This window comes from Neisseria sp. 20925_1_37, from assembly GCF_041433255.1.
GTDB lineage: Bacteria > Pseudomonadota > Gammaproteobacteria > Burkholderiales > Neisseriaceae > Neisseria > Neisseria flavescens_D.
Window position 1 is genome coordinate 132,285 of record NZ_JAPWBC010000004.1, and the last position, 15,790, is coordinate 148,074.

13 protein-coding genes and 1 tRNA gene are annotated in these 15,790 nt (G+C 49.1%); 6 read left to right on the forward strand and 8 right to left on the reverse strand.

Annotated elements, in window-relative coordinates:
* Window positions 1-38 precede the first annotated feature (38 nt).
* On the reverse strand, window positions 39-521 hold the full coding sequence (locus O3661_RS04685) for a peptidylprolyl isomerase (protein ID WP_371492467.1): 483 nt from the start codon (window positions 519-521) through the stop codon (window positions 39-41).
* 509 nt (window positions 522-1,030) lie between these two features.
* Here O3661_RS04685 and O3661_RS04690 point away from each other — a divergent pair.
* Both O3661_RS04690 and O3661_RS04695 read left to right on the forward strand, forming a co-directional pair.
* Entirely contained in the window at window positions 1,031-1,273 is a 243-nt protein-coding gene (locus tag O3661_RS04690) for a hypothetical protein (RefSeq protein ID WP_371492469.1), read from the forward strand.
* 95 nt (window positions 1,274-1,368) lie between these two features.
* Window positions 1,369-2,742 (forward strand): FAD-binding oxidoreductase, encoded by a 1,374-nt coding sequence (locus O3661_RS04695; protein WP_371492470.1) that lies wholly within the window; start codon window positions 1,369-1,371, stop codon window positions 2,740-2,742.
* Between the two features lie 54 nt (window positions 2,743-2,796).
* Here O3661_RS04695 and O3661_RS04700 read toward each other — a convergent pair whose 3' ends face one another.
* On the reverse strand, window positions 2,797-3,627 hold the full coding sequence (locus O3661_RS04700) for a symmetrical bis(5'-nucleosyl)-tetraphosphatase (protein ID WP_371492471.1): 831 nt from the start codon (window positions 3,625-3,627) through the stop codon (window positions 2,797-2,799).
* Between the two features lie 70 nt (window positions 3,628-3,697).
* A complete protein-coding gene (locus O3661_RS04705) occupies window positions 3,698-4,087 on the reverse strand; it encodes a RidA family protein (RefSeq protein ID WP_371492472.1) in 390 nt (129 codons plus the stop codon).
* Window positions 4,088-4,258: 171 nt separating this feature from the next.
* Here O3661_RS04705 and yaaA point away from each other — a divergent pair, with 171 nt between their 5' ends.
* A complete protein-coding gene (gene yaaA, locus O3661_RS04710; RefSeq protein ID WP_371492473.1) occupies window positions 4,259-5,038 on the forward strand; it encodes a peroxide stress protein YaaA in 780 nt (259 codons plus the stop codon).
* Between the two features lie 79 nt (window positions 5,039-5,117).
* Window positions 5,118-5,208, forward strand: a tRNA-Ser gene (locus O3661_RS04715).
* A gap of 240 nt (window positions 5,209-5,448) precedes the next feature.
* On the opposite strand, the gene O3661_RS04720 is transcribed toward O3661_RS04715, so the two are convergent.
* The 5 genes from O3661_RS04720 to O3661_RS04740 form a co-directional block, all read right to left on the reverse strand.
* Window positions 5,449-7,053, reverse strand: a complete 1,605-nt coding sequence (locus O3661_RS04720) for an ABC transporter ATP-binding protein (protein ID WP_371492474.1) — start codon at window positions 7,051-7,053, stop codon at window positions 5,449-5,451.
* Window positions 7,054-7,077: 24 nt separating this feature from the next.
* Window positions 7,078-7,986: an oligopeptide ABC transporter permease OppC gene (gene oppC, locus O3661_RS04725; protein ID WP_003683112.1), complete on the reverse strand. Its 909-nt coding sequence runs from the start codon at window positions 7,984-7,986 to the stop codon at window positions 7,078-7,080.
* A gap of 70 nt (window positions 7,987-8,056) precedes the next feature.
* Window positions 8,057-8,977, reverse strand: a complete 921-nt coding sequence (oppB, locus tag O3661_RS04730; protein WP_036490316.1) for an oligopeptide ABC transporter permease OppB — start codon at window positions 8,975-8,977, stop codon at window positions 8,057-8,059.
* A gap of 232 nt (window positions 8,978-9,209) precedes the next feature.
* Entirely contained in the window at window positions 9,210-11,006 is a 1,797-nt protein-coding gene (locus O3661_RS04735; RefSeq protein ID WP_371492476.1) for an aminopeptidase P family protein, read from the reverse strand.
* Between the two features lie 75 nt (window positions 11,007-11,081).
* Window positions 11,082-12,701 (reverse strand): ABC transporter substrate-binding protein, encoded by a 1,620-nt coding sequence (locus O3661_RS04740; RefSeq protein WP_371492477.1) that lies wholly within the window; start codon window positions 12,699-12,701, stop codon window positions 11,082-11,084.
* Between the two features lie 327 nt (window positions 12,702-13,028).
* Here O3661_RS04740 and O3661_RS04745 point away from each other — a divergent pair, with 327 nt between their 5' ends.
* Both O3661_RS04745 and O3661_RS04750 read left to right on the forward strand, forming a co-directional pair.
* Window positions 13,029-14,102 carry a porin gene (locus O3661_RS04745; protein ID WP_371492478.1) on the forward strand — a complete coding sequence of 358 codons (1,074 nt, stop codon included), beginning with the start codon at window positions 13,029-13,031 and terminating at the stop codon, window positions 14,100-14,102.
* A 124-nt stretch (window positions 14,103-14,226) separates the two neighbouring features.
* Window positions 14,227-15,744: a polyamine aminopropyltransferase gene (locus O3661_RS04750; RefSeq protein WP_371492525.1), complete on the forward strand. Its 1,518-nt coding sequence runs from the start codon at window positions 14,227-14,229 to the stop codon at window positions 15,742-15,744.
* The last annotated feature ends 46 nt before the right edge of the window (window positions 15,745-15,790 follow it).

Below are 15,790 nucleotides of genomic sequence, written 5' to 3' on the forward strand. Positions count from 1 at the left end.
TTCCTTTTCAGACGGCCTTTATCATGCTTTAAGCCTGATTAGTGATGGTGATGACCGTGCGGGCCATGTACGTGACCGTGGGCAATTTCTTCCTCAGTCGCATCGCGTACACCTTCAACGGTCGCTTTGAACAATACTTTCATACCGGCCAAAGGATGGTTGCCGTCTACTACGGCTTTACCGTCGGCAACATCGGTTACACGATAAATCAATACATCGCCGATTTCCGGATCATCGGCTTCAAACATCATGCCGACTTCAACTTCAACAGGGAACACGCTGACATCTTCAATGCGCACCAGCTCAGGATCTTGCTCGCCGAAAGCATCATCAGGCGACAAAGCCACTTCAACGGTATCGCCTACATTTTTGCCGTGCAACGCTTCTTCCACCAAAGGGAAAATACCATCATAACCGCCATGCAAGTAAGCAATCGGCTCTTCGGTTTTGTCCAACAACTGGTTGTTTGCATCGTACATTTCATAATGCAGGGAAACTACGGAATTTTTAACAATAGACATCATGTCGTCCTTAATCAATATTTATAAAGTCAAGTTCAGGCTATTCTATCACAGCTGTAACTAAACAATCGGTTTACCTTAAACAAATACTTTTAGCAAACACAACAAAACCAAAAAAGTCCATATAAAAAACAAGATTGAATGATTCCAATCCATAAAAGTTGCTTTTTCACAACACAAAGTTGCTAAATTACAAAAATTTCCCTAAACGCAAAAACATTCCAAACCCTTAAAACCTATAACAAATAAAAATACACAACTCGTTGAATACAATGTATTTTTAAAATCTTCATTAATAATGAATATTTTCAGATGATTTTTCGCGCGCCAATATGATTTACATTATTTTCACTATTTTCGTATTGATTTTAGCCAACAAACGGTTACGCAACGTTGCATTGACCTATCCCGTGGGGCATAATATTAAAAAATTCAGTAATGAATTTCTACTGTATAGGCCGTTTGACGGCTATTTTTAGTTTAAATCGATTTAAAAAAGGTTCTTAAAAATGAAAAAATCTCTGTTCGCTGCTGCTTTGTTGTCTTTAGCTTTGGCCGCTTGTGGCGGTGCTGATAAAGCTGCTGAAACTGCTGCTTCTGCCGCTTCTGCTGCTACTGAAGCTGCTGCATCTGCTACTGAAGCTACCGCTTCTGCTGCTACCGAAGCTACTGAAGCCGCTGCTTCTGCTACTGAAGCTGCTGCATCTGCTACTGAAGCCGCTGCTTCTGCTGCTTCTGAAGCTGCTAAATAATATTCTTTTGAATATAAGAAAAGCAGGATACCATTGAGTATCCTGCTTTTTTACATTCCTCACACTCCCCTTCCCGACTTTTCCTCCTGACTACCATGCACCTTCACGACCGTTTTGCTGAGTTTCTTTCCGCCTCTGAAATCATCGAAGCCACTCCGGCCTTGTTAAACGACCAACGCCGCCGCTTTGTTTCTTCGCCGGATATTGTCTTACAGCCGAACTCTGTCGAGAGCGTGCAGAAAATCATGCGTTTCTGTTTTGAAAACCGCATCCGGGTAACCCCGCAAGGCGGCAATACCGGATTATGCGGCGCAACGGTAACCACCGAGGGCGTACTGCTCAACCTCTCCAAGCTCAACCGCATCCACGATATCAACCTTGCCGACAACAGCATGACGGTTGAAGCTGGCGTGATTTTGCAAAATGCTCAAAAGGCGGCAGCCGAAGCCGGACGACTGTTTCCGCTCAGCCTTGCCAGCGAAGGCTCTTGCCAAATCGGCGGCAATATCGCCTGTAATGCCGGCGGTTTGAATGTCTTGCGTTACGGCAGCATGCGTGATTTGGTATTGGGTTTGGAAGTCGTTTTATCCAACGGCGAACTGGTTTCCCACCTTCAGCCCCTACACAAAAACACGACCGGCTACGATTTGCGCCATCTTTTTATCGGCAGCGAAGGAACATTGGGCATCATTACCGCAGCCACACTCAAACTCTTTGCCCAGCCCAAAACCAAAGCGACAGCATGGGTAGGTTTAGACGATATTGAATCCGCCGTCTCGCTTTTAACTGCGGTACAAGGCCATTTTGCCGAACGCTTGACCAGCTTCGAGCTGATCAGCCGCTTTGCCCTCGATTTATCTTCGGAATTCAGCCAACTCAAAAAGCCTGCCGACGCGGAATGGCATATTTTGATTGAACTCGCAGATTCCCTTCCCGAGGCCGGACTGGATGAAAAACTTGCCGAATTTCTCTATCAAAACGGATGGGAAAACAGTATCTTGGCGCAATCCGAGCAAGAGCGCTCCGATTTATGGACCTTACGTGAAAATATTTCTGCTTCCCAACGCAAACTCGGCACCAGCATCAAACACGACATCGCTGTCCCTATCGCCCAAGTGGCTGCCTTTGTCCGCCAATGCGCCCCTGCCCTGGAAACCCGCTTTCCCGGCATACAAATTGTCTGCTTCGGACATTTAGGCGACGGCAGCCTGCATTACAATACATTCCTGCCCAACGTATTGAGTAATGAAGCCTACCAATACGAAGACGCCGTCAATACCATCGTTTATGAAAACATCCTTGCCTGCCACGGTACGATTGCCGCCGAACACGGCGTAGGCATCATCAAAAAACATTGGCTGCCCCGCGTACGTACACAGGCTGAACTCGTTCTGATGCATGCCATCAAAAATCAGCTTGACCCTTACGGCATAATGAATCCGGACAAACTCCTGCCTTCTCTGGATTAACCAATACAAAAAAGCCGTCTGAAACATTTCAGACGGCCTTTTATCTTATCAAAACTATTTCAATGCCGTTTTCCAGTCCAATCCGCCCAATGACGGTACCTGTATTACTTCATTGGTATCCAAATTGACTGCTGTCAGCTCTCCACCCCACAACGCGCCGGTATCCAAAGCAATTACTTGGTCTGTGTTAACGTAGCCCAACGACGACCAATGCCCAAACACGGTAATATAATCTAAATTCTGCCTATCAGGCGCTTTAAACCAAGGGCGCAGGTAAAGCGGCATTTTTTTCAAAGTGGATTTATATTCGTAATCCAATTCGCCTTTGTACGTCAGCGCACGCATACGGGTAAAGACGTTGATAATCATGCGTAGGCGCTCATAGCCTGTCAAATCGTCTGTCCACTCGGTCGGCTTGTTGCCGTACATTTTGCCAAAAAATTTCCTGTATTTTTTACCTTGCAATTCATCCTCAGCTTCACGGGCAAGACTTTCGGCTTTATCAACCGACCATTGCGGCAAGATACCGGCATGCACCATCACATGCCTGTCGCCGCGCACCAACAGCGGCTGATGACGCAGCCAGTCAAGCATGGCATGACTATCGAGATGTGTCAAAATCGGCTCAACCGTATCGCTGCGCTTGAGCGTTCCTTCACCGCAACCAACTGCCAAGAGATGCAAATCATGATTACCCAAAACCATTTGCACGCTGCTGTCATGCTCTTTGGCAAATTTCAGGGTTTCCAAGGACTTCGGGCCGCGATTGACAATATCGCCGACCAGCCAAAGGGTATCCGTACCATGATTAAAGCCGATTTTGGCAAGCAACAAAGTCAGCTCGTCAAAACAGCCTTGAATGTCTCCGATTGCGTAATGTGCCATTATTATTGTTTTCCGTTGTTATTCTTTTCAGACGGCCTCAAGCTCAGCCCAGGCCGTCTGAAAACATCATTTATGCATTTAAAACCAATACTGCCTCTGCTTCAACCTGAACGCCTTTAGGCAGGCTGGCTACGCCCACCGCCGCGCGCGCCGGGAAAGGTTGTTCGATAAATTCAGCCATCACTTCATTGAACACTGCAAAGTTGGCCAAATCGGTCAAATAAGCATTGAGTTTGACGATATCGTTCAAAGAACCACCGGCCGCTTCGGCTACGGCTTGCAGGTTTTGAAATACTTGCACTGCTTCGGCACGGAAGTCGCCATCGCCGACCACAGTCATCGTAGCCGGATCCAAAGGAATCTGACCGCTCATATAAACCGTATCGCCTGCGCGGACTGCTTGGCTGTATGCACCAATCGCGGCAGGGGCTTTGTCGGTATGAATAATGGTTTTAGACATGATATTCTCCTCAAGTAGAAATGTCAGAAACAGGGGGGAAGCTTCGAATTTTACTTTCAACAGAAATACGTTTCAATAAAAGCATTCAATTAATGCGTTTAGCCCGTCTTGTTCTTCCTCGATTTTAAACCTACAATCCCACACATTATTCATTTCAAAGCCGAAATTATTATGTTTTTTGTCTTATCCCCAGCCAAAAACCTCAACGAAAAAGACCCCTCCCCCGTCAGCAGCTTTACCCTGCCCGACCTTCTGCCCGAAGCAGAAATCCTGATGCAGGAGTTGCGTCAGCTTGCCCCTCAACAAATCGCCGAACTGATGCATGTTTCCGATAAAATCGCCCTGCTCAATGCCGAACGCAATGCCGCATGGCACACGCCGTTTACGCCTGAAAACGCCAAGCAGGCCGTATTTATGTTCAACGGCGACGTCTATGAAGGCATCGCCGCCGATACGCTCAAACCGGAACAAATCGACTACCTGCAACAACACGTCCGCCTGCTTTCCGGCCTATACGGCGTACTGCGCCCACTCGACTTGATGCAGCCCTACCGCTTGGAAATGGGCACGACCTTTGTCAACACGCGCGGCAAAAACCTCTACGAATTTTGGGGCGATAAAATTACCGACCTGCTCAACCAAACGCTGAAGCAGGCCGATAGCGACGTTTTAATCAACCTCGCCTCACAAGAATATTTCAAATCCGTCAACACCAAAAAACTCAATGCACGCCTGATTACGCCGATTTTTAAAGATGAGAAAAACGGCAAATACAAAATCATCAGCTTCTACGCCAAACGTGCACGCGGTTTGATGGTGCGCTACGCGGCAGAACACAGCATTACCGATCCTGAAATGCTCAAAAATTTCGACTACGAAGGCTATTATTTCAATGAAGCAGCTTCAAACGAAGCCGAGTGGGTATTCATGCGTGAAGAACAATCCAAATAAAAACAGAATCCTAGATATTTTTTCTAAAATACCTCTTGGCAAAGGCCGTAAGTTCCATTAATATTACGGCTTCAAGAATGGAAGCGTGGCAGAGCGGTTTAATGCAACGGTCTTGAAAACCGTCGAGGGTTGATAGCCCTCCGTGAGTTCGAATCTCACCGCTTCCGCCATTCTTGATAAGGATATAAAGACTTGATTGATTCAAGTCTTTTTTTATTTTTGTCCTTTTGAAATTTAAGTTTATGTTGACGGGTCAACATTATCGATAAACAAAAGGCCCTCTGAAACTTCCCTATCCGGTTTCAGACGGCCTTTTAAACTTTATACCTATCCAAGCATCCCTCCCTGTTTATAACCGAATACAAAATTAGAGGCCGTCTGAAAACTACTTCAGACGGCCTTTGCTTTTTCTACAAATCAAACGCGGCGTTAATCAAACGTTTGGTATAGTCGTTTTGCGGATGGTGGAAAATCTGGTCCGCGCTGCCGTACTCAACCATTTCGCCCTGCTTCATTACAATCACATTATCGCTGACAGCGCGCACGACAGATAAATCATGACTGATGAACATATAAGTCAGACCGTATTTCTTCTGCAAATCGCGCAAAAGTTCGACCACTTTGGATTGTACGGAGCGGTCAAGTGCAGAAGTCGGCTCATCCAAAAGGATGAATTTCGGGCGCAGGATAACGGCGCGTGCAATAGCGATACGCTGACGCTGGCCGCCGGAGAATTCATGCGGATAGCGGTTGAGCGCGTCAAGCGGCAGGGACACTTCCTTCATGACTTCCAAAACGCGCTGGATACGTTCTTTTTTGGTCATTTCAGGATGATGAACCGTCAAACCTTCGCCAATAATTTCGCCAACGGTCAAACGCGGGGAAAGCGAACCGAACGGATCTTGGAACACAATTTGCCGTTGCGATTTCAGACGGCGTGCTTCTTCGGCGGTATAGTTTTTCAGGTCTTTGCCTTCAAAGGAGATATGGCCGGTATAAGGCAGCATCTGCATGACGGCTTTGCCCAGCGTGGATTTGCCGGAACCGGACTCGCCGACGACGCCCAATGTTTCGCCTTCTTTAATTTTGAGGCTGATGCCTTTGACGGCATCAAAAGTTTTGAGCGGCTTGCCGAAAAAGTTTTGCTTCAATACGAAAGAAACATTGACATTATCGGCATCGATTAACACACCGGCGTTGTTTTCTTCCGGCTCTTTCATGCCTTTGGGAATGGCATTGATGAGTTCGGCGGTATATTCGTGCTTCGGATGGGCAAATACTTCTTTGATTTTTCCGCGCTCGACAATTTCGCCGTTGCGCATGACGCAGACGGTTTTGGAATAGTGCTCCGCCAAACCCAAATCATGGGTAATGAAGATAATCGCCATACCCATTTGCTGTTGCAAATCATGGAGCAAATCGAGAATCTCGGCTTGAATGGTCACATCCAAAGCCGTGGTCGGCTCATCGGCAATCAGCAGGTCAGGTTCATTAATGAGCGCCATGGCAATCATGATGCGTTGCAGCTGACCGCCGGAAAACTCGTGCGGATATTGTTTCATGCGGCGCTCGGCTTCTTTAATGCCCACACGTTCCAGCAATGCCAATGCTTTTTGTCCTGCTTCTTTTTTGCCGAGCTTTTTATTGTGCACACGCGCCGCTTCAATCAGCTGCGCACCGATACGCATAAACGGATTGAGCGAAGTCATCGGCTCTTGAAAAATCACGCTGATGCGGTTGCCGCGCAAATCACGCAGGGTTTTCTCATCGGCATCCAAAATGGAAATGCCGTCAAAAGTAATGCGCGAATCTTTACCATAACGGGCAAATTTCTCAGGCAACAGGCGCATAACGGACATGGAGGTTACAGATTTGCCCGAGCCGGATTCGCCGACCAAAGCCAATGTTTCGCCCTCTGCCACTTTAAAGCTGACATTACGCACGGCATGAACGGTTTTCTCATGCAGCTCAAAATCGATGTCCAGATTTTCTACAACCAGTAACTGTTTTGTCATTTTGATTATCCTTTTGGTTGTGTTTTAGCGGTCTTTCGGGTCGAGCGCATCGCGCAGGCCGTCGCCGATAAAGTTGAAACAGAACAAAGTGGTTACCAAGAAGAAACTCGGCACGAGCAGCTGCCAAGGTGCGGCTTCCATCGAAATTGCGCCTTCTTGCAGCATCGAACCCCAACTGGTCATCGGCTCTTGCACACCCAAGCCCAAGAAGCTCAAGAAGGATTCAAACATAATCATGCCCGGCACCAACAAAGAGGCATACACCATCACCACGCCCAAAACATTCGGAATAATGTGGCGCGTTACGATTTTACGTTTTGCCACGCCGCTCACACGCGCTGCTTCGACAAACTCTTTATGCTTCAAGCTCAAGGTTTGACCGCGTACGATACGCGCCACGTCCAGCCAAGACACCAAACCCACGGCGGCAAAAATCAAAAGCAGGTTGCGGCCGAAGAACGTAGTCAGCAGAATCACGAAAAACATAAACGGAAACGCGTTCAAAATTTCCAAAAAGCGCATCATCAGCGAATCGAGCTTACCGCCGATAAAGCCGGCAATCGCGCCATAAAGCGTACCGATGACAACGGCCACCAATGCGCCGGCCACACCGACCAGCAAGGAAATACGTCCGCCGGTTGCCGCGCGCGACAGCAAATCGCGGCCGAGCAAGTCCGTACCCAGATAGTGATGGGTAGAAAAGGATGGTGGAATCTGCATATTGTCCCAGTCTGTGAAGTCATAGGTGTAGCGGACAATCCATGGCGCCACAATCACAAAAATGCTGATCAGCAACAAGATGATAATGCTGTACACCGCCGCTTTGTTCTGTTTAAAACGCCGCCATGCGTCGCTCCACAGGCTTTTGCCGTGTACTTGGGCGTATTCTGCTGCCTCTGCAAGGGCCTGAGTCTGCTTCTTTTTGAATAACATAATGTTCTCTCGCTTTTTATTCTTTCTTCAGGCCGTCTGAACGTTTCAGACGGCCTTTGCGCAAATGGGATTAATAACGGATTTTCGGGTCAATAATGGCATACAGAATATCGAGGATGGCGTTGAACAAAATGGTCATGATGCCGACCAAAATCGTCAAACCCAAAATCATGCCGTAGTCGCGGTTGAGCGCGCCGTTGACAAACAATTGTCCGACGCCGGGAATACCGAACACGTTTTCAATCACAATGGAGCCGGTGATGATGCCGACGAATGCAGGGCCTAAGAAAGAAACAATCGGCAGCATGGCAGGACGCAGCGCATGGCGCAAAATGATGCGGCTCATGGGCAGGCCTTTGGCGCGTGCCGTGCGGATAAAGGGGCTGTTCAATACTTCAATCATCGCGCCGCGCGTAATCCGCGCGATACTGGATACATAACCGATGGACAAAGTAACGACGGGCAAAATCAAGTTCATCAGTGCGCCATCGTTCCAACCGCCCGCAGGCAGCCATTGCAGTCTGACGGCAAACACCAGCACCAATACCGGCGCCATCACAAAACTGGGAACGACAATGCCGGTCATCGCGCCGCTCATCAGCGCATAATCCAGCCAACTGTTTTGTTTTAAGGCGGCGATAATGCCGATAAACATGCCGAAGATAGCGGCAATCAAAAAGGCGTAGAAGCCAAGTTCTGCCGATACCGGCAGGGATTGGGCAAGCAACTCATTAACGCTGAAATCTTTATATTTGAACGACGGCCCCAAATCCCCCTGTGCCAACTGCTTGAGGTAGTGGAAATATTGGAGGTACATCGGATCATTGAGGTGGTATTTGGCTTCAATGTTGGCCATGACCGCAGGCGGCAGATTGCGTTCGCCTGTGAACGGGCTGCCCGGTGCGAGCCGCATCAGGAAAAACGATACGGTAATCAACACCAGCATGGTCGGGATGGAAGCACATATCCGTTTGATGATGAATTTCAACATAATCAGGCTGTCCTGTCTGAACATACCGGACTCGTGAAAACAAAGCTGACCTGAAGCGGAAATCGGATGAATGGCAGCAGGCATCTTTAACGTCGCCGCGCCGGTTTCTCTCTCTATTCCGACCGGGTTATTGTTTTTATTCGGAGTCGGGTAAGGTTTTTTAGTTTTTAGATAATTATTGTTATAAGGCCGTCTGAAACTTTGTATCCGCCGTTTCAGACGGCCTTTCACGTTAACGCACCAAAGGTTCGGTGCGCTCAATCAGCCATGCTTTGGCCGCGCCTTCTGTCAAAGGCTCGAGACGGCGGCGCACTTCGGCGTGATATTGGTTCAGCCATTCGATTTCGCTGCCGGTCATCAGTTTGGTATCAATCAGGCGCGTATCAATCGGGCAGAGGGTAACGGTCTCGAAATACAGGAATTTGCCGAACTCGGTCTCCTCAGGGTTTTCAACCGGACGATTGATCACCAGGCTTTCAATACGGATACCCCATTTGCCCGGACGGTAAAGACCCGGCTCGTTGGAAGTCAGCATACCTGATTTCATTGCGTGATGCGGTTGCGGTACGGCGGCAACGGCAATGCTTTGTGGGCCTTCGTGCACATTGAGGAAATAGCCCACGCCATGACCTGTACCGTGACCGTAATCGCATTGTGCCTGCCAGAGCGATTTGCGGCAGATGGCATCAATCATCGGGCCTTTGATGTTTTCAGGGAAAATGGTTTCCGCCAAAGAAATATGTGCTTTCAACACCAAAGTGTAGTCGCGTTTCATGGCCGCACTCGGATTGCCGACAGGCACCACGCGCGTGATGTCGGTCGTACCGCCCCAGTATTGGCCGCCGGAGTCAATCAGCAGCATACCGTCGCCTTTGATTTTGCTGTTGTTTTCCGGTGTCGCGCTGTAATGTGGCAAGGCGGCATTGGCATTGTAGCCGGCGATGGTGTCGAAACTTAGCGAAATAAAGCCGGGACGTTGGCTGCGGTGTTTGTAGAGCATGCCGTCGATGTCCAACTCGCTCAGTTCGCCGCCGTCTGCCAAGATTTGTTCAAACTCGGCAAAGAAGCCGCACAATGCCGCGCCGTCTTCCGCCATGGTATTGCGGATATGGGCGATGTCGGCATCGGATTTGACTGATTTGAAGAATGTGCTGGGGTGGATGGCTTCAATCAAACGAACGTCTTCAGGCAGGCGGCGCAAAGTGCCGACGGCAGTTTTGTTCGGATCAATCAGCAATGCGCCCTTAACGCCAGCCAAATAGTCTGCCGCTTGCGCATAAGGCAACACTTCAAAACCTGCCGCTTTCAAAGCTTCGGCAGATTCGGCTTTCAGACGGCCTGCATCGGTAAACAATACGGCTTTATCTTGGCTGATAAACAGATGGGACAAGAACACGGGGTTAAACGGCACATCGTCGCCGCGCAGATTGGTAATCCAAGCGATGTCGTCCAAAGAAGAAACCAAATGCGCATCTGCACCCTGCTCCTTCATGGCCGCACGGATACGGGCCAGTTTTTCAGCCGCGGTTTCAGAAACGTAATCGGGATGGTGAACGTAGATTTCCGGAGTCGGCAATGCAGGACGGTCGTCCCACACTTCGTCCAACAAGGTTTCAGGATATTCGAGGCGGATGTTTTTGGCGGCAAGTGCCTGTTTCAAACCGCGCTCGCCGCTGAGTGCGAACATATCGGCAGGCGCGCCGACCACTGCGCCCTCGGGCAGATTTTGTGCCAACCATTCGGTATAAGGCGCATCAACGCCCATTTTTTGCAGCTCGATGCCGTTTGGCGCAAGCTGTTGGCCGGCCTGTTCCCAATAGCGGCTGTCCGTCCACACGCCAGCTTTATCGGCGGTTACCACCAAAGTACCGGCCGAACCGGTAAAGCCGGAAAAATCGCGGCGTGCCTGCCAATGCTCGGGCAGGTATTCGGAAAGGTGCGGATCGGCGGAAGGAATGACAAACGCGTCCACGCCATGTTTTTTCATGGCTTCGCGTAAAGCGGACAAACGTTGCTGTACAGATTTCATGTGTTATGTCTCCTATTGTTTCAGACGGCCCCTGTCATCAAGGCCGTCTGAAAATTTGTGCTGTCTATCATCAATCTATTTTTTCGGTGCGAACGACCAGCTCTTGACTGTATAGTTCCGCAAAGGGTCTTTGTCGGAATAGCCGATAATATCAGGCTTGACCATACGCACTTCAACCTGATGATACAGCGGAATCAGTGCAGCGTCTTCTTGAAGCTGCTTCTCCGCATCGGCATAGAGCTGGCTGCGCGCTTCCTTGCTGACGCCATCTTTCAGCGTATTGTTCATAAATGCGTCAAACGCCGCACTTTTGTAGCGGAATGCATTGTTTGAGTTGTTGGATTTCAAGATATTGAGCATACCTGCCGGATCGTTGAAATCGGAACACCAGCCGCTGAACGAAACCTTGAAATTGCCTTGCGCTCGCGTATCCAAATAAGTTTTCCATTCCTCGTTGGACAAAGTCGGACGGATAAACGGAATGGCGGCCTTCCACACCGACTGCACGGCAGTAATTTGTTTTTTGGATGCTTCGCTGGTGCTGTACAAAATATCGAACTCAAGCGGATGGTCATCGTTGTAGCCTGCTTCGTTCAACAGTTTGCGTGCAGTTTCGATGCGTTTTTCAGGCGTCCACTCTTTCCACTCCGGATAAACAGGAATCACGCCCTGCATTTGCGGCGGCGTCAATTGGAACGCAGGCGTATCGCCACGGCCGCCCACTTTGACGACGATGTCGCGGCGCGTCAGCATATTGAGCGCCTTGCGGACGCGCGGATCGTTAAACGGCGCCGCTTCGTGGTTCGGCTCCAAATACCAGCTGCACAAAGAAGTTGTACGTTTCACTTGTCCCGGAAACTCAATATCCGCCACTTTAACCTGATCGCTGGGGATGCCGTAAGTTACGTCAATTTCATTGGCGCGATAACGGTTGTACTCACCGCTGCCTGACAAGAAAACCGCCTTCGGAATGGCTACTTTGTCTTTATCGTAATAATTAGGATTGCGTTCCATATTGATGTGGCTGTTGACTTTCCAATCCGTTAACAGATAAGCGCCACTGGAAACATAATGACCGGGCTGCGTCCACTTGTTGCCGTATTTTTCAACAGTGGCGCGGTGAACCGGAAAAGTGAATTGCTGAATCAGCATATCAGGGAAATAAGGTACAGGCGCAATCAACGTAAATTGCAGGGTCTTCGCGTCCAAAGCCTTGACGCCCAATGTCTCAGGCTTGGCTTTGCCGTTTAATATATCTTCTGCATTTTCCACTTGGGCATCGACCAAATAGCTGCCGAAAGGTGCGCCGGTAGCCGGATCGGCAAGACGGCGGAAGCTATACACGAAATCTTCGGCAGTAATCGGATCGCCGTTACTCCATTTGGCATCACGCAGATGGAAGGTCCAAACACGTTCGCCCTCGCTCTCCCATTTCTCCGCCAAAGCAGGAATGGTTTTGCCTTCGGCATCCGTACCGACCAAACCATCCATCAACTGACGGATAATCGCACCGGCCGCCATATCGCCGCTCATCTGAGGATCCAGCGTACCCGGCTCGACGCCGTTGCTGACCACCACGCGCTCATAATCGGTACGCTTAAACTCAGGAGCAGGCTTAACATCGCGGCCGCACGCTGACAATGCGAATACGGCAGCCAATGATGCAGCCAACAGCGGATAGGTTTTTCCGGCCATATTTCATTCCTTCTTTTGGGTATTCTTCTTTTTCAGACGGCCTGATTATTCAAACTACACTCGACTACATTTATTTAGAAGTTTTCCAGCATAGTTAAATCATCTATTTCAAACCATGAAAATAGTGTTTTAAACCACATATTCCATCGAAATAATAATAACCGTCTAAGATTGTCGGCAAATTAACACAAAAATACGTAACTGAAAACTATTTTTCAATTTATCCTACGATAAGTTACAAATGTATTGATTTTTTATGTTTTGTCAAATAAGATTATCCGAACTCTTTCGCCATAAGCAAGAAAAAGACATAAAAAGGAGAATCAAATGAATAAGTTATCTTACTTTATTGCCACTGCCCTCATAGGCTCTTCCCTAAGTGCCGCCCACGCCGAACCTAAAATGAGCGGTACCATCTACCTCATGACCGAGGTCGAACACAACAATAAAACCGGCGTAACCAATACAACCATTTCCGATAAAAGTTCCAGTCTTTATCTCTCCGATGAAGTACGACTCAACAACGACTTATGGCTGAAATGGCAACTTGGCTCCTTTATTTACTTCGATTCAGACAGCTGGAGCGGCTGGGGTACTGCCGACTCATACGTCGCGCTTAACAGCTACAAAAACCTTGGTACCATCAAAATGGGGTACATCAGTACCCCCATGAACAGCATTTATCTGAACCCGTTCGACACCAACAGCCAGATTCTGGAATTCGGCAAAATTTCCCGCTTCGGTCAACGCCGCGTTTCCATGGCTTACGAATCGCCTTGGAAAAACGGTTTCCAATTCAAATTCAACGTCTCCCCAGGTTCCAATGCTCCGCGTAACAACAACGGCTGGAAGCCGGATAAAAAACGTGACGGCGACTGGGTCTTCGGCTGGGGTGTGGACTACTACCACCCAAACAACGGCTTTAACGCGCACTACGCTGCCGAATACGCACCCAACGACTCTCCGACCGAAACCAAAGACTTCCAAGCCCACGCATTCATGGCCGGATACAGCAAAGACAAAATCTCCGTCGATGCCGCGTTCCAATACGCCAAAAATACTTGCGACGGCTTTAGCTGCTGGGGGCCATGGGAGGAGGAGAAGAATGGTATAAAAATAAAACACGAAGACAAAGAAATCAACAACACCAAAGAATTTATGGTGTCGGGTTCATATAAAATCGGCAATTTCAAACCTCAAATCGGCTTCGCCTACGGTAAAAGCTCTATCGGCGAAGACTACAAACACGTCGCCGTCAGCACCGATTACAGCTTCTCCAAACGGACAACCGCCACACTCGGCGCCGGCTGGTTGAAAGAAAACGTCAATCCGAAATACGACGAAGATTTGCCGAAAAAATCTTCTTACGCAGTGGGCATGGTATTCAAACACCGCTATTAATGCCTGACAGATTAAAGGCCGTCTGAAACAATTTGTTCAGACGGCCTTTTCTACATCCTATAATTAAACTTGCAGCCCACCTTAAAAATCATTACATTGCCCACACTCAAGCAACAAAAACGTCATCATGAACGCCCACCGCACCCTCATCATCTCCGTTTTTATCGTCGCCAGCTGCGGCCTCGCTTACGAGCTCATCATCGCCGCACTCGCAAGCTATCTTTTGGGCGACAGTATTTTGCAGTTTTCCTCCGTCATCGGGCTTTATCTGTTTTCAATGGGTATCGGTGCCCACCTGACCCAATACATCAAAGATAAAGACGTATTACACCGTTTTATCGAAATCGAACTTCTGGTCGGCATCATCGGCGGCATTTCCGCACTGGCATTATTTGTGGCCTTCGGTTTATCCGCCGCCCCGTTCCGCACCCTGCTCTATGCCTTCGTGCTGATTGTCGGCGCGGTCGTCGGCATGGAAATCCCATTGGTCATGCGCGTGTTAAACCAAAAAGGTGCGGAATTTAAAGAGCTCGTTTCCAAAGTATTGACCTTCGACTACTTGGGCGCACTTGCCGTATCGTTATTATTTCCGCTTCTGCTCGCCCCCAAACTCGGCATGGCGCGTTCCGCCTTGTTGTTTGGCATCTTCAACGCCGCCGTCGCCTATCTGACCGCACGCGTGTTTAAAGCCGAACTGCCACGCTACCGCGCCATCCGCCTGCGTGCGCTGATTGTCTTGTCCATCCTCGCCATCATCTTCACCTACGCCGACCGCATTTCCTTTAAAGCCGAACAAAGCTATTTCGGCGATCCCGTCGTCTATCAAAGCCACTCGCCCTACCAACGGCTGGTCGTGACACGCTGGAAAGACGACACCCGCCTCTATATCAACGGCAACCTGCAATTCTCCTCACGCGACGAAGCCCGTTACCATGAAGCACTCGTTCTGCCTGCCATGCAGATGGTTCCAAACGCCGAACACGTCCTGATTCTCGGCGGCGGCGACGGATTGGCGGCACGCGAAGTCTTAAAATATCCGCAGGTCAAAAATGTTACTTTGGTTGACCTCGACCCCGACATGACCGCCACTTTTAGAACTTCCGCCACCTTAAGCGCACTCAACCAAGGCTCGCTGTCCCATCCCAAAATGCACGTCGTCAACAACGATGCCGCCAAATGGCTGGAAGGGTCGTCTGAAAAATTCGACGTTATCATCATCGACCTGCCCGACCCCTCCAATTTCTCGCTGGGCAAACTCTACTCCGTCCCCATGTACCACCTCGTTGCCCGTCATCTTGAGCCGCAGGGCAAGATTGTTGTGCAATCCACTTCGCCTTATTTCGCACCCAATGCCTACTGGTCGGTCGTTGCCACCCTCGAAGCGGCCAAGTTGAATACCGCGCCCTATCATGTTTACGTCCCTTCATTTGGCGAATGGGGATTTGTATTGGCAGGGTTTGACCAAAACTTCCCCATTCCGCAAAAATTCGACGTACCCACCCGCTATCTCAATGCCCAGACCGCCGCTGAAATGTTCCGTTTTCCGCCCGATATGGCAAGGCGCAAGGTGGAAGCAAATTATTTGAACAACCAAATTCTCGTCAGTTATTTTGAAAGCGATTGGAACAATGTGATGCGATAGAATATCTAAAGGCCGTCTGAAACATCTGTCTTCTTTAATATCTCCG

Coding starts and splice junctions, on each gene's coding strand:
- O3661_RS04705 (WP_371492472.1), bottom strand. CDS start 4,087: ATGTCTAAAACCATTATTCATACCGACAAAGCCCCTGCCGCGATTGGT.
- oppC (WP_003683112.1), bottom strand. CDS start 7,986: ATGTTATTCAAAAAGAAGCAGACTCAGGCCCTTGCAGAGGCAGCAGAA.
- O3661_RS04735 (WP_371492476.1), bottom strand. CDS start 11,006: ATGAAATCTGTACAGCAACGTTTGTCCGCTTTACGCGAAGCCATGAAA.
- O3661_RS04685 (WP_371492467.1), bottom strand. CDS start 521: ATGTCTATTGTTAAAAATTCCGTAGTTTCCCTGCATTATGAAATGTAC.
- O3661_RS04700 (WP_371492471.1), bottom strand. CDS start 3,627: ATGGCACATTACGCAATCGGAGACATTCAAGGCTGTTTTGACGAGCTG.
- O3661_RS04720 (WP_371492474.1), bottom strand. CDS start 7,053: ATGACAAAACAGTTACTGGTTGTAGAAAATCTGGACATCGATTTTGAG.
- oppB (WP_036490316.1), bottom strand. CDS start 8,977: ATGTTGAAATTCATCATCAAACGGATATGTGCTTCCATCCCGACCATG.
- O3661_RS04695 (WP_371492470.1), top strand. CDS start 1,369: ATGCACCTTCACGACCGTTTTGCTGAGTTTCTTTCCGCCTCTGAAATC.
- O3661_RS04690 (WP_371492469.1), top strand. CDS start 1,031: ATGAAAAAATCTCTGTTCGCTGCTGCTTTGTTGTCTTTAGCTTTGGCC.
- yaaA (WP_371492473.1), top strand. CDS start 4,259: ATGTTTTTTGTCTTATCCCCAGCCAAAAACCTCAACGAAAAAGACCCC.
- O3661_RS04740 (WP_371492477.1), bottom strand. CDS start 12,701: ATGGCCGGAAAAACCTATCCGCTGTTGGCTGCATCATTGGCTGCCGTA.
- O3661_RS04745 (WP_371492478.1), top strand. CDS start 13,029: ATGAATAAGTTATCTTACTTTATTGCCACTGCCCTCATAGGCTCTTCC.